Annotated in this window: 15 protein-coding genes and 1 other RNA gene; 10 read left to right on the top strand and 6 right to left on the bottom strand. The window is 35.0% G+C overall.

Features of this window, described 5'->3' with window-relative positions:
* The first annotated feature begins 104 nt into the window (after positions 1-104).
* Together LXH21_RS07795 and LXH21_RS07790 are read left to right on the top strand one after the other, a co-directional pair.
* Positions 105-1244 (top strand): hypothetical protein, encoded by a 1140-nt coding sequence (locus LXH21_RS07795; RefSeq protein WP_239864287.1) that lies wholly within the window; start codon positions 105-107, stop codon positions 1242-1244.
* 211 nt (positions 1245-1455) lie between these two features.
* Complete coding sequence (locus tag LXH21_RS07790; protein WP_239864285.1) at positions 1456-2520, top strand: tetratricopeptide repeat protein; 1065 nt, start codon at positions 1456-1458, stop codon at positions 2518-2520.
* Positions 2521-2583: 63 nt separating this feature from the next.
* On the opposite strand, the gene LXH21_RS07785 is transcribed toward LXH21_RS07790, so the two are convergent.
* Complete coding sequence (locus LXH21_RS07785) at positions 2584-3780, bottom strand: NAD(P)-dependent oxidoreductase (RefSeq protein ID WP_239864283.1); 1197 nt, start codon at positions 3778-3780, stop codon at positions 2584-2586.
* Between the two features lie 259 nt (positions 3781-4039).
* Between LXH21_RS07785 and LXH21_RS07780 the strand changes: the two genes are divergently transcribed.
* The 4 genes from LXH21_RS07780 to LXH21_RS07765 all read left to right on the top strand — a co-directional run bounded on the left by LXH21_RS07780 (position 4040) and on the right by LXH21_RS07765 (position 8597).
* Positions 4040-5221 (top strand): serine hydrolase domain-containing protein, encoded by a 1182-nt coding sequence (locus LXH21_RS07780; protein WP_239864281.1) that lies wholly within the window; start codon positions 4040-4042, stop codon positions 5219-5221.
* A gap of 98 nt (positions 5222-5319) precedes the next feature.
* Positions 5320-5716, top strand: a transfer-messenger RNA (tmRNA) gene (gene ssrA, locus LXH21_RS07775).
* 770 nt (positions 5717-6486) lie between these two features.
* Positions 6487-7533, top strand: coding sequence for a DUF1852 domain-containing protein (locus LXH21_RS07770; RefSeq protein ID WP_239864279.1), 1047 nt, complete (start codon positions 6487-6489; stop codon positions 7531-7533).
* 32 nt (positions 7534-7565) lie between these two features.
* On the top strand, positions 7566-8597 hold the full coding sequence (locus tag LXH21_RS07765; protein ID WP_239864277.1) for a methionine synthase: 1032 nt from the start codon (positions 7566-7568) through the stop codon (positions 8595-8597).
* A gap of 412 nt (positions 8598-9009) precedes the next feature.
* On the opposite strand, the gene LXH21_RS07760 is transcribed toward LXH21_RS07765, so the two are convergent.
* Complete coding sequence (locus LXH21_RS07760; protein WP_239864266.1) at positions 9010-10002, bottom strand: bile acid:sodium symporter family protein; 993 nt, start codon at positions 10000-10002, stop codon at positions 9010-9012.
* Positions 10003-10162: 160 nt separating this feature from the next.
* On the opposite strand from LXH21_RS07760, the gene LXH21_RS07755 reads away from it, so the two are divergent.
* A complete protein-coding gene (locus LXH21_RS07755; protein ID WP_239864264.1) occupies positions 10163-10615 on the top strand; it encodes an Lrp/AsnC family transcriptional regulator in 453 nt (150 codons plus the stop codon).
* A 38-nt stretch (positions 10616-10653) separates the two neighbouring features.
* Here the strand turns inward: LXH21_RS07755 and LXH21_RS07750 are convergent, their stop codons facing one another.
* The 3 genes from LXH21_RS07750 to LXH21_RS07740 are packed head-to-tail and all read right to left on the bottom strand — an operon-like array spanning position 10654 to position 12079.
* Positions 10654-11061 carry a 6-pyruvoyl trahydropterin synthase family protein gene (locus LXH21_RS07750; protein ID WP_239864262.1) on the bottom strand — a complete coding sequence of 136 codons (408 nt, stop codon included), beginning with the start codon at positions 11059-11061 and terminating at the stop codon, positions 10654-10656.
* Between the two features lie 12 nt (positions 11062-11073).
* Positions 11074-11730, bottom strand: a complete 657-nt coding sequence (gene folE, locus LXH21_RS07745; protein WP_239864260.1) for a GTP cyclohydrolase I FolE — start codon at positions 11728-11730, stop codon at positions 11074-11076.
* 1 nt (position 11731) lies between these two features.
* Positions 11732-12079: a MerC domain-containing protein gene (locus LXH21_RS07740; RefSeq protein ID WP_239864258.1), complete on the bottom strand. Its 348-nt coding sequence runs from the start codon at positions 12077-12079 to the stop codon at positions 11732-11734.
* A gap of 612 nt (positions 12080-12691) precedes the next feature.
* On the opposite strand from LXH21_RS07740, the gene LXH21_RS07735 reads away from it, so the two are divergent.
* The 3 genes from LXH21_RS07735 (at position 12692) to LXH21_RS07725 (ending at position 18018) form a co-directional block, all read left to right on the top strand.
* On the top strand, positions 12692-14164 hold the full coding sequence (locus LXH21_RS07735) for an arylsulfatase (RefSeq protein WP_239864256.1): 1473 nt from the start codon (positions 12692-12694) through the stop codon (positions 14162-14164).
* Positions 14165-14272: 108 nt separating this feature from the next.
* Positions 14273-16198: a sulfatase-like hydrolase/transferase gene (locus LXH21_RS07730; RefSeq protein ID WP_239864254.1), complete on the top strand. Its 1926-nt coding sequence runs from the start codon at positions 14273-14275 to the stop codon at positions 16196-16198.
* Positions 16199-16413: 215 nt separating this feature from the next.
* Complete coding sequence (locus LXH21_RS07725; protein ID WP_239864251.1) at positions 16414-18018, top strand: sulfatase family protein; 1605 nt, start codon at positions 16414-16416, stop codon at positions 18016-18018.
* 262 nt (positions 18019-18280) lie between these two features.
* On the opposite strand, the gene LXH21_RS07720 is transcribed toward LXH21_RS07725, so the two are convergent.
* Positions 18281-19306, bottom strand: a complete 1026-nt coding sequence (locus tag LXH21_RS07720) for a family 43 glycosylhydrolase (RefSeq protein ID WP_239864249.1) — start codon at positions 19304-19306, stop codon at positions 18281-18283.
* Between the last annotated feature and the right edge of the window lie 15 nt (positions 19307-19321).

The following is a 19321-nucleotide window of genomic DNA, read 5'->3' as shown; positions in this document are numbered from 1 at the left end:
ACACCATTAATTAATGAATACCTTCTCTAAAAAAATATAGTAGGTTTAAAATTTAGTTCTGACAAAAGTCAAATGAGTTCTACAAGGATTCAACCAAAATTAGTATGAAAAATAAAGTAAAAATAGCAGTATTGCTTTTAAGTGGATTAGCAACAACAGAAGTTTCTAGTCAAAATAATAAGGCAACTGTTACTACAGAAACTCGAAAAGTATTATACTACCAAGTTGAGGAAGTGATTAATCAAAGCTTTGGAGGAAAAAAGACGAGTTATACTGTCTCTGATTTAAGCCTAATTAGTAGTGATGAACTTGGACCTGACAACATTCGAACAATTACGCCTATCTACAAAAAAGAAACTTTTACGGAGAAAAGTTATGCCGACGGCGAAAGAAAGACCAGAGGTACCGTAGCACCAAAAACACCAGTAATAATAACTCCTGTTACTGTGGAAAAAGAAATACCTGAACCAAAGCCAGCTCCAAAAGTAATAGTGGCAACTGTTGCAAAACCAACTCCACCAGTAGCAGTAAAAAAAGCGCCTACTCCAAAGCCGGTACTCCCAGCAAAACCAAAAGTGGTTATTGAACCAAAAAAAGTTGCTCCTATAGCAGTAGCTCCGGTTGCTATACCTGCTGAACCTGTAGCCATAAAACGAGCTTCAAGTCCGGTATTTACAGCAGTAAAATCAGCTGAAATAGTTGAGGAGAAAGTGAATAGAAATGATTTGAGTGCAGTAAAAAAACCAAATGCTGTCGCTGAAGTAAAGAAAACATCTAAACCTTATTTTACTCCCGTGGGAAAAGTTGAACCAATAGTTGCTGAAATTGAACAATCAAATTATATTGAAGAAATTGAGAGTAATTCCGCAGCTGTGGAAATTGATGAAGCGGCAGAAAAAGCAGCATTGGCTGTTTTGATTTCGAATATTAAAAAAACTGAAGCTGCAAAAGCCGTAAAAACGGGTGAGAAAGTTACCTCTGTCTATGTCAACATTATCGACACATACGAAAGGATTGCGGATAAAGGATATAAGTCAGCTTATGTATTTAGAGTAATTGCGGATTCATTCTACTTTAGTGATAAATTTGATAAAGCAGCTCGCTGGTATACTGAACTATTTAATATGACTACCAAATTGGATCCTGTCTATTTTTATCGCTATGGAGCTTCACTAAAAAAGTCAGGAAACACAAAAAAAGGAGATGCTCTAATAGAAAAATTTAGTAGTCTTTCTGAAGAATAGTAATTTAAAATCACTTATTTATCTCAAACGTAATCCAATAAATATCAATATTTTACTCCATATTACAAAATAATTGTCAGTTGTCGTATTTTTTATACGTTCGTAGATAATTTTATGGCTAATTATTAAATTGAGTTACTTTAGCAAGAAATATTCTAATATATTTCATTGTAATACTAGTTCCTTTACTTATAAAATTACCTTTTTTGTAATGAAAACACCTACTGTACTTTTATTATTCTCATTACATTTTTTCGCAATCCACAGTTATAGTCAGGAAAAAAGAATAGATTTCTATAGAGTTCAAGAGATAATAAATGATCGCTTTGGTGGTTCTAAAACAATTTACTCTGTTTCTGATTTAAGTTTGGTTAGTAAAGTCGATTTAGGACCTAATAACCAAAGAATAATCACACCTGTATATGTAAAAGAACGAATTAAGCCTGACAGATTATATGCTTCTCGTACTAAGAGAACTGTGCCTCCTAAACTATCTGAGTATGATCAAGAGAAAGCGAGTCGAATTAAAAAGCAAATAAACACTAATTCGAACGAAAGAAATTTAACTGGCAATCAAGGAACTAATAGTACAACAGAAAAAGACAGATATGGTCGTACAATACTTAATGACGGTCTTCACACTGACGACAATAATTATAATTCACGAGGGAACAATAACGCACCGCAAGTTATAAATTCTACATTACGAGTATCAATGCCTGCTCAAAAACTTATTGTACCTATGTATAAAGAAGAAGTTAGTGAAAGAGAAATATCTCAATCACTCCTAATAAGTACAACTAATACTCTCGCTGTATCTGAAAATAATATAAACGTTGAGAGCGTAGACGATGCCATGCCGATTATACATTACACTTTCTTAAATCAGAAAAATGAAATTATCGAAGACACCAAAATGGATGAAGATTTGCTCGAAAAAGAAGTAGCCAATTTTAAAAAATATGCAGTATACGAGCAAGCAAGTAGCGACCCAAACAGAGTTAGGCCTCAATACGCTTATGTAAAAGTATATGAGACTTATGAAAGAGTTGCAGAGAAGGGATACAAATCAATTGTTTTATACACCAAATTGAGCGATTATTTCTATTTCGAAAATGAAATGAAAAAGGCTGTAAAGTGGTACGACAAACTTTTTGATGCAAATAAAAAGTTAGATACCGTCTATTATTATCGATATGCTGCTGCTTTAATTAAAACTGGTAAAACAAAAAAAGGCAATGAGATGATGGATAAATACAATAAAATGGTCAATTGATATACTTTCTAAATTTAAAAAACAGGCTCTAATTGTTAGAGGCCTGTTTTTTTTTCTATATATTTATTCAATGTAATCCGCTAAATAAGCAAATCGAGGCATCAGTTTTCCGTTTAAAGTGATTTGCGATCTTTGCAAAATTCCGTCATTATCATTATTAAAAAAAGCTGGTATAACATGCTCTACAAGCATTTCTCCAAAACCTATACTAGCATCTCTAGGTAATTCACTTGGTAAATTACTCACAGCCATTACAACAATTGCTGCAGGGTGAAAGAAATCGACCTCCTTATGTTCAGATGGCAAATAGCCGTAAAAAGGTTCTTCTATAGAGGAGGATCGAAGTGTACAGGCAATAGGACCGTCGATATCACAAGCGATATCTGCAACTACTTTAATATTACACTTTTCTGATTTTAAAATGTCGCGTGACAAAATTTCGGGTGATTCTGGAGCATGGTAATGACCTGAGATATAAATTTCTGAGATTGCTGCAAATTGTTCAAAATTAGACACATAAACTTGTGGATTAACCTTAAAATTCTCAAAATCAAATGGTAAATCGTCTTTTCTTTTATAATAATCAGAAACGCCGAGTTGTGTATAAACAGATTGAGAATATTTTTTGGTCAAATAATTCTCTTGCGTCACTTCTTTAATTTTAATAAGGTCTAAAATTTCTTTCGCTCCCTTACCCACTTTACCCTTTCCGGTAATCACAAATTTCAGAGGCGGTAAAACAATTCTTTTCAATTGACGAATCATCTCCTCTTTCCCGCTCAAAGTATTTACCTTGGGTAATTTAAACAACCCAAATTTCAACCCAAAAGCACGTATGCTATTATACACACCAACATAACCTGCAAAGCGACCAAAGCCAATCAATCTTCGATTATTTTCATCTGCTACCAACTCATAGTCATACAAATTTATATTTTTCTCAATGATTGCCTTTAAAAGAAGTCGATTGTGCGGTTGTTTCTTAATTGTATGAGAAAATAAAAAATAGGACTTATTAGGTATTAAGAACTCTACTGGAATTTCTTTTACACCCAACAAAATAGCACAATCACTAATATCATTAGCAACATCAATTCCAGCAAACTTATATTCTTCATCTTTAAATATTCTATGCTCAGAACTTTCAACAGTAACATCAAAATCAGCATATTGCAATTTTATTTGCGCTAATGCCTCTGGTGAAAATACAGCTCTTTGATCGGGTGGATTTTTTCTTTCTTTTAAAATTGCAAACTTCATATCTCTGTTGTGTCTTATTTTATTAATGTATTACATTTTATACTCGCAAAAAAGCAAAAATATTCTTGGAGCTGCTTTTGTTGCAGCTATAGTTTTTAATTCATAAAAGCCAAATGGAATATAGAAAACTTGTGAAACATTGAATCTCAAAAAGATAGCAAGGTCAACAATTGTTTTCAAAAAAAAATCTTAAATGTAACCCAAAATAACGCTTCAAAAGATATTGATTCTTTATATTTGTTTCTCTAGCACTATTATAATGACTCTTATAAAAAACACAAATATACCACAATTACTGTTGCTCTTATTCCTTTTTACATCTTGCAAAGGAAAGAATGATTCAGATTTAAGTTCGAATGATGATTCGGTTAAAAAAGAATACACTGCAAAAGAGGGCGCAAAGCTTACAACAGAATACATTAATAGCAAAAAAGCACCAATCGATGAATTTTACCTAAAAAACTGGCCTAATGGCAGTATGAATGGAGGTTTTTTGGTAGCTAAAAATGGGCAAATTATTTACGAAAAATATGCTGGTTTAGCTAATAAAAAAGATAAAACTCCTATGACGAGCACAAGTGCCCTTCATATCGCATCGGTATCAAAGGTTATGACCGCAACTGCCGTCTTAAAATTAGTTGATCAGAAAAAATTATTATTAGATCAAAAGGTAACTACTTTAATTAAAGGATTTCCTTATCCTGATGTGACAGTAGAAACATTGCTAAATCATCGTTCTGGAATTAGAAATTACTCTTATTTTACAGATAAAAAAATAATTTGGGATCGTCACAAAATTTTAAAAAATCAAGATATTATCACCTTACTGATAACAAAAAATATCAATTTAGAATTTAAAACGAATACGCGTTTCAGCTATTGCAATACAAACTATGCTATTTTAGCTTTAATTATCGAAAAAGTAACAGGGCAAAATTACAGAGATGCAATGAAAACTATTGTCTTCAAACCGCTTGGAATGAATGATACTTATGTTTTTGATTATGACAAAAACAGACAAACAGCAAACCCTTCTTATAGAGGTGATTTTTCACTTTACTATTGGGATTATTTGGATGCTATTTATGGTGATAAGAATATTTACTCTACTCCTAGAGATTTGTTAAAATTTGACATGGGTAGAAATGATGCTGGATTCTTTAAACCTGAATTACTTAAAAAAGCTTTTGTAGGTTATAGCAACGAGCACAAAGGTAAAAACAATTATGGTTTGGGGATGCGAATGATTAATTGGGAAACTGGCCAAAACTTTTATTTCCATAACGGTTGGTGGCACGGAAATACATCATCATATATTACTTTACCAAATGAGAAAGTAACGATAATAGCATTATCTAATAAATTTACGCGATTGACTTATAAAGTGCGCAATCTTTCTCCTTTATTTGGTGACTATCCTTTTAAACTAGATGATGAGTAAACTACTAAATATTTTTTTTGAGAAATAATAAGATGAAGTAAACTGTAATTCACACAAAAAGAATATCTTTGCACACGCATTTTTTTGCAATAAACATTGGGGTCGACTGGTTTTGACAGCAAGTCGAATTGAGATGTAAGCAGGCCGAGCATTGAGACCTTGCTCGTTAATATAAGATCTCACCATTTTAAACGGCGAAAATAACTACGCTTTAGCTGCATAATCCGAATTATAGTACGATTACGCCACGTTCCTATCAGATAGGAAAGCTGGATTCTCCTTGAAAGCCTTGGTTTGTGGCGTTCTATTCAGGAGAACCGTAAAAATAGACCTAGATTTCCATGAGCTTCGGGTGGATTTCAAAATTAAGAAGATAAGTAATAAGTGGCTGTTTCTGGCCTAGCTTGTTATCGAAAATCTAATCAGGAAATAAGCCTGTAGAAAGCCTTTTAATTGCTTGTTTGGACCCGAGTTCGATTCTCGGCGACTCCACAAAAAACCCTGTAAACCTATTGTTTACGGGGTTCTTTATTTTATTCTAATTTTTATTCCTTCTCCGTTGCTGAGAACTGTTATAATAAGAATTCTAATTTTTCATCCCGCTTATTTTATTATAGTCAAGAACTATAATGTAGCTTCCTTTTTTTTCGATCAAACCTTCGTTTCTAATAACTGTCGATTTCTATTCTTCTTCGATAATATAAACTTCAAAAGCCGATTGGATTTCGCGACTATTGGCAAACTGCATTAACCTTATAATATTATTTCGAACACTTTTATTGAGCATTGCAGACACTTAAAATATGATAAAAACAATAGCTACCTCAATTTTATAATAAATCATTAATATGAATATGTTGTGATAATAATTTGTCATTCACCTCCCCAACCTCTTCGAAATTATTATCGATTATATAATTACTATTTCCATGAGGAAGCGAGAGTTTTTTAGGATAGAAAAGAACACCTATTAAAAAATATACAAGGAAAATTATTCTTTTTTTTGTCTAAATAATTAGTGAATAAATATTTGGAATTTTTTATACCAGCAATTTTTGTAAGTGCTATAGGCAATTCCAAATCAGTTTTATCTATGATCACTAAAGGATAATTATCTGATATTTCTACTAATATCAATTTAAAAAGATTAATAATCTTTTAAATTAAATCAAAAACGAATATTTATCCTAATTTCTCCATTAATAAAAATTATTCATCTATTATTATAAACTTTGCAGGAGAAAAAAACTAAATATTTATATCAAATGACAGCAAACGTAAAAGAGAATTTTAAATTAAACGAAAAGGCAGCTATTGAAAATACGAAGAGTACAATCAAAAATGATTTTGCATTTAAATTAGAGAGTATCTATTTTAACGAAAGCTATATTCCATCAGACAGTACTCGTACAACAACCAACTTTGCCAATTTGGCAAGAGGAGCGAGTCGTCAAGAAAATTTACGCAACACCATTACAATGATTAATAATCGTTTTAATAGTTTGGCAAATTGGGATAATCCTCATAATGATCGTTATTCAGTTGAATTAGAAATTGTTTCTGTTCATTTGGATGTTGATGGTAATGGTAAAACATTCCCTTCAATTGAGATTTTAAAAACACATATTGTTGATCATAAAACTGGTAAACGTATTGAAGGTATTGTTGGAAATAATTTTTCTTCTTACATACGTGATTACGATTTTAGCATATTACTTTCGGAGCATAACAAGGATAAAAATAACTATAGCATTCCTAATAATTTTGGTGAATTACACGGTAACATATTTAAATCTTTTGTGAATTCGAAAACTTACAAAGAGAACTTTATTAAACTGCCTGTTATTTGTTTGAGTGTATCTGACAGCAAAACATACCATCGTACAGGAAACCACCACCCAATATTAGGCTTTGAATACCAAACCAACGAGTCTTCTTTAACGGAACAATACTTCAAAAAAATGGGCTTGCAGGTTCGTTGTTTTATGCCACCAAACACTGTTGCTCCATTGACATTTTATTTCTTTGGCGACTTAGTAAATGATTATTCAAACCTGGAACTAATCAGCACTATTAGTACAATGGAAACGTTCCAAAGGATTTATAGACCTGAAATTTATAATGCCAATTCTGTAGCTGGTCAGCATTATAAACCTAGTTTAAAAAACCAAGACCACTCTTTAACTAAAATAGTATACAACCGAGAAGAGCGTTCTCAGTTGGCAATTGAACAAGGTAAATTTGCAGAAGAACATTTCATTACCCCTCACAAAAGCGTATTAGAACAATGGTCTGCCAATTTCGCTCTTTAATTCCTACATCAACACCTTAAAAATATATTATTATGAAGAAATTAGTGTTACCCACCTCAATTGTTGGAAGTTTACCCAAACCTTCTTGGCTTGCACCACCTGAAAAACTTTGGTCACCTTGGAAATTAGAAGGAAATCAGTTATATGAAGGAAAACAAGATGCTTTGCGTATTTCTTTACAGGAACAACAATTGGCTGGAGTTGATATAATTAGTGATGGTGAGCAAACACGTCAGCATTTTGTTACGACTTTTATCGAACATCTGAGCGGTGTGGATTTTGTAAATCGTAAGGTTGTAAAAATTCGTGACCGTTATGATGCGAGTGTTCCCATTGTTGTAGGTGAGGTTGCACGTCAAAAATCAGTTTTTGTTGATGATGCAAAATTTTTACGAAAACAAACAAATAAGCCTATCAAATGGGCATTGCCTGGCCCCATGACAATGGTGGATACCTTATACGATGACCATTACAAAAGTCGGGAGAAACTGGCGTGGGAATTCGCAAAAGCGCTTAACGAGGAAGCAAGAGAACTTCAAGATGCAGGGGTGGATATTATACAGTTTGATGAACCTGCATTTAATGTGTTTTTTAATGAAGTAAACGATTGGGGAATGGAAGTACTAGAAAGAGCTATTGAAGGCTTAACTTGCGAAACGGCGATACATATTTGTTATGGATATGGAATAAAAGCAAATAATGATTGGAAAAACACATTGGGTTCTGAATGGCGTCAATACGAAGAAATTTTTCCTAAAATTCAAAATTCCGCTATTGATATTGTATCACTAGAATGCCACAATTCAAATGTGCCCTATAATTTAATGGAACTCGTTCGTGGTAAAAAAGTGATGGTAGGTGCAATTGATGTGGCAACCAATACGATTGAAACCCCCGAAGAAGTGGCCGCTACCCTACGTAAGGCGCTTGAGTTTGTAAATATCGAAAATCTTTACCCATCTACTAACTGTGGTATGGCTCCATTATCTCGGGACGTAGCTAGAGGCAAGTTAAATGCATTAAGCGCAGGAGCAAAAATTATACGTAAAGAATTTGGTGTTTAGTCCAATGCGTAATTAGGAAATGGGATCTTTTTTTAGAATCCTCTATCCGTAGCGTTTATGAAACAAGTCTACGAATTAAAAAATAAACCCAATCTATGAATTTAAAGTTCACAGATTGGGTTTTTATGCTAAAAATCTGGACGTGGGAACGCCATAATTAGCCACAGATCAAAAAGAGTAGCACAGATTTTAAGAAAGTGTTTTTGGGACTTTAACGATAGTGTTGCTAACTTGGTGAAGCGACTAGAATATACGATTAACTCAAAAGAGAAGTTAGTTAGAATTAATCCTTTTGAATTTTTATATCTGTGACTAAAATTTTTAGAATTAAAGAGAAATGCTTTAAAACACATTATTTTTGAAACTAATAAATTTAGAAACGCCTTCCTTCAAACTAGGGCATAAACAAAATTTATTCATCTTTTCGTCGAGCCATACGTTGTGCGATGATGCTCGCAGCAATCAATTGCAAAGCATGATAAAGCATGAGTGGTAACAAAAGGATGCCGGTGATGGAACTGTGCTGAAAGAGTACTTTTGACATAACCGTTCCGTGTACCAAAGACTTTTTAGACCCGCAAAATAAGACTGTGATACGATCTTCATCTGAAAAACCAAGCAAACGACTGATTAGTCCAACACAAAAGAATACTACAAAAAACAAGAACATCATTCCTGTGGCGAGTCCGGCAAGTTCCAAGGCAGTGAAACTATCGAAAAGATTTTCGGAGAATGACTTACAAAACGAGGTGTAAATGATGGTAAGGATGATTGCTTGATCAAAATATTTGAGCTGTTTCTTATATTTTTCAGCCATTGCGCCAAAACGAGAGTTTAAGCTGATGCCAATGATTACAGGTAGCAAAACTTGAAAAATTAATTTGATGACAATAGTAATGATATCAAAATTGCCTGTTGCAGAAGCGATAAACAGTCCAACCCAGAGTGGCGTAACAACAACGCCAATCAAACTAGAAATGCTAGCATTGAAAATGGCTGCGGGAATGTTACCCTTCGCAATAGAAACCATGACAACAGAAGAGGAAACTGTAGACGGTAAAGCGGCCAGAAAAAACACACCTAGCCAAAGCAACTCGAAGCCAGCGTTGACAAACAAGGGACGAAGTGCTAAAACAATGAGTGGAAAAAGCAAGAAAGTTGTCAATTGTACAACAATGTGCATTTTCCAGTTGGCAAGCCCAGTTTTTAATTTCTCAACACTCAGTCGTAAACCATAAAACAAAAAAATAAACGACACGCCTACACTGGCAATGTCTTCGAGCGAAACCGGTTCTTTGATCATGCCTGGCTGCGGAAAAAAATAGGCGAGCAGAATCATAGCACCTATCATTAATAGGAAGCCGTCGAATCCTACTTTACTTAAAATTTTTAATAACTTCTTCAATGTGCACTTTTTTTTAGACTTTTATACTGCAAAAGTAAGTTTTACAGGTTGCTAAATCTTAGTTGCGACTTAAATAAGGTTTCTGTATCGATTTTTGTTATATTTGAAGATTATTATTCTTTTTTTAATTTAATTAAACCTCTTTAAAGTAAAATATTCTATGGAGCAGATAGACAACGTTGATCTTCAGTTACTAAATATACTTCACGATAATTCTAAATACACGGTTAAAGAACTAGCTAAGATGGTAAATCTATCAGCATCGCCAGTTTTTGAAAGAATCAAAAGACTGGAAAACAATGGTTATATTAAGAAATATATAGCACTTCTTGATGCCGAAAAATTAAATAGAGGATTCATTGTTTTCTGTAATATCAAATTGAAACAACACGATCGAACTATTGGGAATCAGTTTGTCAGTGATATTATGAAAATAGAAGAAATTGTCGAATGTTACAATATATCAGGGGATTACGATTTTTTAATGAAAGTTTTTGCTAAAGACATGAAGCATTATCAGGATTTTGTGTTTAATAAATTGGGGGCCGTAAAAAGCATAGGGAGTACCCAAAGTACCTTTGTTATGTCGGAGATAAAAAATCTCTACGGATAGGTAACAGAAAGCTTATGGGGCATAAGAATCCTTTTTTACTAATCTTCGACCTCAACACTATTTTTATTGGTTTCGAACAAAATGATTTTCAGCTTCAGATCAGCAGATATTTTTGTTTTAATTATGGAATGAATGACCCAAGCAAAATTTTCGGTAGAAGCTATTTTGTCTTTAAATTCAGGACAGTCCAAGTTGAGGTTTTTATGATCAAAACGATCTTCTATTTCGTCTTTAATAATCGTTCCTAATACTTTCATATCCATTACATAACCCGTTTCTGGATTTATTTCGCCCGTGATTTTTACAATAAGTCTAAAGTTATGTCCGTGGTAATTGACATTATTACATACCCCAAATACGGCTTCATTTTTCTGGTCAGTCCAATTAGGATTGTGCATTCTATGGCAGGCATTAAAATGAGCCTCTCTACAAATGGTCGTTTTCATTTGATTTGGTTTTTAAATCATTTTTAAAAAATCATTTCGAATTTGAGTTTCACCAAATTGTCCGCCATATTCTATGGTAGTTGTTTTGCTTGATTTGTCATTCACGCCACGGGTAGAAACACACAAATGCTCGGCTTCGACTACCACAATCACATCATCAGTTTGAAGAGCCGTTTTCAATTCGTTAAAAATTTGCATCGTCATTCGTTCTTGTACCTGGGGTCTACGCCCATAATATTGCACAATACGATTCATTTTTGACAATCCAATCACTTTTCCTGACGAAATGTAACCAATATGCGCCTTGCCGATTATGGGTAAAAAATGATGTTCGCAAGAGGAATTAAACGTAATGTCGCTTTCAATCAGCATTTTATTATACTCGTATTTATTATCAAAAACTGATATTTTTGGTTTGTTTTTTGGGTCTAAGCCCGAAAAAAGTTCTTTGACGTACATTTTTGCTACGCGATAAGGCGTGCCGCTTAAGCTATCATCATTTAGATCCAATCCCAATTCTTCCATTATTTTTTGATAATGAAAAGCTATGGATTCCATTTTTTGTTCATCGGTTTTAGCGAAAGCATCGCTACGTAAGGGTGTTTCTGTAGATGTTCCTATATGGTTATCCCCTATTTCATCTGCTTTGTCTTGATTCTTACTTATCATCTTATTTCGAATGTGATTTATAGTTTAGTAAATGCCCGATAAACATCCCGATGCCGCCAATTAAAACCAGAGGAGTATCAATTTCAAAAATAGCCTCTAACAAAACGCCTATTAACAGAAAAAGCAGCGAGCTACTTAGTATCATTTTAATCCTTCTTGCTGCTCTACTACTTACTATTTTTGAAACCACAACTATCGATATGAGAACAAAAAACATGTCAATCCACTTATTGTTTAAAAAATATAGAGGTAACATGCTTATAACTGGGAAAAGTACGCAATGTAATAAGCATAACATGGCACTCGATGCCCCGATAATATCTAAATCTAATACTGACTGTTTTTTCATGTAGCAACTCTTAATGCAATTTTGTTGCAAATATAGATATAATTATTAAAATGCAATAATATTGCGTTAGTAAATTTATTATAACTGTAATAAAGACCATAAACTCATAGTTATTTAGAAATGCGATAGTAGTTTAAAATTTTAAAGCATTATTAACTAAGAACGTCATAGTGCTAAATCAACACGGAAGGGCAAAATATAACATTAAGGTTATAGTTTTAAAATAGCGCTGCCTATAGTAAATTGTAGCATTTTAGATTATGAACAGTACTTACTTAAATCAATCATTTACATTCCTGCAAACTCTAAGATACTTTGAGGCAGGCCATAAACAAAAGTAAATTAGCAAAAGCGAAATACAATTGCATCATTAGAAGTGAGTAATAACACGTTCTGAGCAATATTTTGGTCTATTAGAGGAAAGCTTTTTGTAATTGTTTCCATAATTTTGAAATTACCGCTTGTCAAAGAACATACACAAAACAGATCGATGACGCTTTAGAATTTCTATTAAGTTTAAATGTTATCATCTACTTTTTATCAAATAAATTACGGCCCAACTGATAACACATAATTGTCAGTTGAATAAACCCATAAAAACCAATAAATACAATGAAAATCAAAACCAAGATTTTAACTCTATTAATAATAAGCATTCCCTTAATTTCAAAAGCTCAAGTTTCTCAATTAAAAAATAGTCGACCAAATATCATTTTTGTAATGACAGACGACCAAGGGATGGGCGACTTTTCCTGCATGGGAAATCAAGTAGTAAAAACACCAAATATTGATAAATTCTACGAAAAAGCGACACGCTTTACAGAATATCATGTGAGTCCTACATGTGCTCCTACACGCGCGGCTATCATGAGCGGACGTCATGAATTTAGAGCGGGCGTTACACACACCATTTTAGAGCGTGAGAGAATGGCTTTGGATATCTTTACGCTGCCACAAGCTTTAAAAACTGCTGGTTATACGACAGGTATTTTCGGAAAATGGCATCTCGGTGATGCAGACGAATATTTACCTGGCAACCGAGGTTTTGACGAAGTATTAATTCACGGAGGAGGCGGAATTGGACAAACACGTTATGGCGATTTCCCACCCAATGAGGAAAATTTATACTTTGATAATGTATTACTCCACAATGAAACTATTGTTAAAACCAAAGGTTTTTGTACAGACTTATTCTTTGATGCGGCTTTGGCTTGGACCAAAAAGAAAATTGATGCAAAGGAACCTTATTTTACTTACATCGCTCTAAATGCACCACATGCTCCACTTGTCGCGCCAGAATCTTATAAAAAACGTTTCCTAGAAATGGGATACGATGATGGAACAGCAGGAAGGTATGGTATGATTGAAAATATTGATGACAATTTTGCTCTATTAATGAAAAAGTTGACCGAATGGAATTCATTAGATAATACGCTGGTGATCTTTACTACAGATAACGGTGCTACTCATTTATCGGGTACTTTAAATGGAAAAAAAGTATCTCACTTTAATGCCAATTTAAAAGGAGCTAAAAACTCACCACATGAAGGCGGAAACCACGTTCCGTTTTTTTGGTATTGGAAAGGAGTGCTTGCAGAAGGTAAAGATATTAATGAGCTAACAGCTCAAATTGACATTTACCAAACTTTTGCCGAACTGACGGGAGCTAAATTACCAAAAAAAATGCAATCCTTAGAAGGTCGTTCTTTACTTCCTTTATTAGAAAACAAAAAAGAAAATTGGACAGATCGTTTGCTTTTTACACATTGTGGACGCTGGGATACAGGAATGGTCAATGAATCAGAATATAAAACATTTGCGGTACGCAATCAAAAATGGCGATTTGTCAATAATAACGAACTATATGATATTGCTACTGACCCCGGAGAAACTCAAAATGTATTCGAAAAACATCCAGAGGTTGTTGCAACATTTAAAACGCCATACGACAATTGGTGGAAAGCTTCTGTACCATTAATGGTAAATGAAAACCGGGCTAAAGTAGAAGATCAACCATTGCACCTGCGCTACAACAAGCAGTTAAAAGAAAAAGGAATTCCGGAATGGGCTCCTGATACCTACTAAAAGACTTTTTACTTATTTAAATTTAATTGGTTGCAACCACAAACCTCATCATGAGAGCAACCTAACTATAACTAACCACAAATTATGATTGCTATTAAAGAACAAAAAATGAGAAAACCATTGTTACTGACTTTATCGCTATTAGTTTTAGCTATGATGCCAATGTGTATTCTCGCCCAGAAAACCAATGTTATAATTATTATGCCAGATGATTTGAGCTATAGTGATTACAGTTATTATAACCAAAGCGAAAGTTCACCTCAAACGCCACATATTGATCAATTGGTTGGCGAAAGTGTTCGATTGAACGACTTTCATGTTGCTCCAACCTGTTCGCCTAGTCGTTCACAATTAATGACGGGTCGCGATGATAATGAGGTCGGTGTATGGCATACCGTTATGGGACGTTATTTTATGAATAAAGATGAAGTAACCATGGCGGATGTTTTTAAAGCCAATGGCTATCGTACTGCATTATTTGGAAAATGGCATCTTGGGGAAAGCTATCCTTTCCGTCCTAAAGATCGTGGCTTTGAGAGGGTGGATATGATTCAAGGAGGTGGTATCGAACAACAACCAGCGCCATGGGGCATTCGAAACACAGCACCATCAATAGTTTTTAATGATGATAAACCCGTCATGCTTACAGATGAAAATGCGAACCTTCCCGGTGCTGCCAAACATTTTGGTATTCCAGAGGCATTCACCTCCAACTATTTTACAACTCAGGCTATAGATTATATGCAGGCCAAACAAAAAGACAAAGAGCCATTTTTTGTTTATTTACCTTATAATGATGCCCATGAACCAAACGATACTCCGCCAGACGCAAGGAAAGGCGTAAGCCCACATGTAGCAACTATCGAAAATATGGATAAGAACGTTGGGCGAATAATGAAATTTCTTGATGATTCTGGCATGGCTAGTAATACGATGGTGGTTTTCATTCTTGGAGATAATGGAATTGCAAATTTTAGATTGCGAGGGGATAAAGCAACCTCATATGAAGCGGGTCACCGCGTACCTTGTGTAGTCCGTTGGGCAGATGGTGGTTATGGTGGAACCAAAGCTACGTCCCGAGATATTGAGGGTATGATTACTGAAATGGACCTCTTACCTACATTCATGGATGTGTTGAACTTGCATGATGTAACCAATAGACCTGCAAGAGCGGTCTTAGCGGGCCGTAGCGTAAAAATGCTATTGGATACAAAAACTAAAAATAAAGATGTTGCTTTTGGAACAAGAGTATTGATAGTTGACAACCAACGGCTAGATAATTTGGTGAAATATAAGGAAGCTTGTATTATGAAGGACGAATTGGATGCTGCTGGATCGATCAAGCATAAATGGCGACTAATGAGAACATCGGCTACTGCTCCTTGGGAATTATATGACATTAAAGCAGATCTTCAACAAAAGAAAGATCTACTTGCTAACACAGCAACATCTGGTCAATACAGTACAATTATCAAATTACTCCAAAACGCTTACGAAAAATGGTGGACTAAAGTCAGTGCAAATGCATCCGACTACGCACGTCCTATTATAGGATCGCCAGAAGAACCTTCTATATGTCTATTTGGACATGATTGGCACATGGACGCTGGACTTCCACCATGGAATCAAACATTGATCGCAGGCGGATTGAAAGCTAATGGTTTTAATGCGGTAACATTTGCAAAAGCCAATGACTATACTTTTGACCTACGACGTTGGCCCAGTGATATTGCAAATGAAACTACAGTAACTTCTGGACTTCAGAATCCACTTCGTACGACAATTAGCAATGCCCTTACTTATGGAAAACCACTACCTATACGTTCGGCTAGAATTCGCGTTTGGAATGGTAATAAAACCTATAGTGACGAACGTAAGGATGTCGTTCCTGAATCTGATGGTGCTGTCTTTACTATAAAACTGCCGGCAGGACCAGCAATGGTACAAACTTGGTTTTATGATGCCGAAGGACAAGAATTGTGTGGAGCCTATTATAATTATGTTAGTCCAAAAAACACCACTGCTAAGCCATAAAAAATTTTAAAAGTAGCATCAGAATGAAATTTGTAAGCTGCAATTAATAAAATAGAAACTTCTCGATACGTCTTACCCAAACAGTGAAGTGTATCGAGATTTTTTTAATGCTGCTCCGCTGTTCTAACATGGCTAATAAAAATCCTGAAGTTTTCTCAAGGATATAGTATAATAGTACAGGCTTCATGCCATTAACCAAAATAAAATATTAAATAATGAAATCAGTTATAAAAGTGCCGTTTTTGAAACTGCAGTTAAAACTTACAATAATACTCTTTAGCGCTCTGACTATGTGTGGAGCGTATGCTCAGGAGTCAGTTAATAAAAAATCACCCAATATTGTTTATATCTTATGTGATGATCTAGGATATGGCGATGTACAATGCCTAAATCCCGATCGAGGTAAAATTGCAACCCCAAATATGGATCAATTGCGATCTGAAGGAATGTCTTTCACAGATGCGCATTCTTCCTCATCGGTATGCACACCTTCACGTTACAGTGTCCTCACAGGCAGGTATGCATGGCGTACACACCTACAAGCGCGTGTATTATCCGGTAATGGCAAACCGTTAATTGAGTCGGGTAGATTGACTGTAGGTGGCTTGCTTAAACAACATGGATATACCGCTGCAGCAATAGGAAAGTGGCACTTAGGTTTAAATTATGACTCAAATGATTATTCCAAAGTAATCACAGATGGTCCCTTGCAACATGGCTTTGATTATTTTTTCGGGATTGCTGGTTCAGCCGATATGCCGCCTTATGATTTTATCGAAAATGATCATTTTACTCAAATACCAAGCGTTCAGAAGCAGTTCCCATCACTAACTTACGGTTCTGTCAGCAAGCGTGGTCCCGCTCGATTAGGACCAGCCGCACCCGATTATGAAGCAGAAAACGTTTTACCTACGATCACTACAAAAGCTGTCGATTACCTCGATGAGAGAGGAAAAGATAAAAAACCATTCTTTTTGTATCTTGCTTTACCATCGCCACACACCCCGTTAGTACCGTCAAAAGAGTGGCAGAATAAAAGTGGCCTCGGACCTTATGGTGATTTTGTAATGCAAACCGACTGGGCGCTTGGCGAAGTCATGAAAGCTATAGAAAAAGCCGGACTAAATAAAAACACAATGGTAATTTTTACAAGTGACAACGGTGTTGCGCCTTATATCGGGGTACATGAGTTGGAGGCTCTTGGACATTATCCTAGTGCTGAATTTCGAGGGTATAAATTAGACATTTGGGAAGGTGGGCATCGAGTTCCGTTTTTTGTCCGTTGGCCGGGTAAGATTAAGGCTAATAGCCAAAGTAATGAAGTAATTTGTTTATCAAATCTGCTCGCCACTAGTGCAGAACTGGTGGGTGCAAAACTTCCCGACAATGCAGGTGAAGATTCTTTTAGTTTGTTACCAACAATTTTAGAAAAAACCAATAAACAGCAATCTCACGCCATCGTCAATCATTCTTGGACGGGACGCTTTGCCATTCGCCAAGGAAATTGGAAATTGGAATTATGCCCTGGTTCTGGTGGCACAGGAGGAGCAGGAGAACTTACAGGTCCTGATGCTATTGCAGCGGGCTTGCCCCCTATTCAACTTTATAACATACATGAAGATCTTGCTGAAAAAGTTAATTTACAGCATCAAGATCCAAAAATTGTTGCTAGCTTGACAAAATTGCTAGAGCAATACGTTGCCAATGGTCGAAGTACACCGGGAAAGCCGCAGAGGAATGATGTACCGATAGACATTTGGAAAAAGCAACTTAATGAACAGCCATTAACAAAAGCTAAAAATAAAAATGAGGGTGAATAATTGTAATCAACCTATCTAGGAAATTATTAAAGTTTCTAATTGTGAAGTGCTAAAAAAAATGAGGTTTAGTAAAATTTGATTAACCAAGTTATAAGCTCAGATTACTCATTAGAATTGTTTTTAATAATTGACCTTTGTCAAAGTTTTTACTGTAATTTAAAGCTTTGACAGCGGTTTAATTATAATCACCTTTTTGACTAGTATAACTCGTTGCGGAAAGCAATTGACAAATTTTTCTTTTTGTTCAATTCATTCCCAATAATTATTTCATCTCAAAACGAACCAGATAAGCTTGCCCTTTGCTGACGTTCATTGCTATTCCCCAGCCTGGAGTTATTGCATTTCTATTGTTATCTTCTAAATCAGGGCGATACAAACCGGGTGCTTTGGGAATGTTAGTTAAACTATCAACTAAAACAGAAAAATGTTCCCCATCCTCGGCATAATTGATGGATTTGCTTATAGATGCAAGTGCAGCCACTCCCTTGCCCTTTTTCCACACCAAAACTTCGTGGCTTTTATCTAAAAGTGAACCTTTATGTTTAATGAACGGCCCTTCAGGGCGATCTGCATAAGCTACACTCATTTCGGTTAATCCCGGACCTTTATCCCCGTGAATAATAGACCTTCCTTTGTAGTATAAGCCAATAATATTATCTTTAACCAATAGGCTAGCATCGTCTATTCTATAGCTATCAAAATCCGAGGGAGTTTGGCTAATTTCCAGAATAGGATTGTTACTAACTCTCTTGAATGGGCCATTAGGGCTATCCGAAACCGCAAGACCAAATGCTGTTATGTCGGTAGTATAGTTGCCTTCAAAATCTCCTTTTAGATTTCTGGAAGTGGGTTTTACCCCCGTATAGTAGAGATAATATTTGCCTTTATAAGCTAAGATATTAGGCGTAAAAACCGACTGACTGTCGAAAGTTCCCTTTTCACCCAAGTCCAACGCCATACCCTGCTCCTGCCATGTATGACCCTCATCTTTGGAGGTAGCATACCAAATGGTTGCCCAGTATCCAGAAGTTATAGGACTGTCCATTCGAGAATACCAAATGTAATAGGTGTCCCCTACTTTTATAATATCGCTATTATCGCGTCGGTTGTATTTAGTATCTATGCCAATACCCTTAATATCCTCATACGTAAAATGGACCGAGCTACTTTTATTTGCCGTTTCTGTTGTTTTTATTTCTATTTTAGCCTTACAACATACTAAAAATAAAGATGTTATAAAAAATAAAAGAGTTCTTAAATATTGATTTTTACGGATTGCTTTTTTCATAAATTTATATACAAT

The organism is Flavobacterium algicola (assembly GCF_022399565.1).
In the GTDB taxonomy this organism is placed as follows: Bacteria; Bacteroidota; Bacteroidia; order Flavobacteriales; family Flavobacteriaceae; genus Flavobacterium; species Flavobacterium algicola.
Note: the sequence above shows the minus strand (reverse complement) of the source record. Positions and strands in the feature narration are given on the sequence as shown.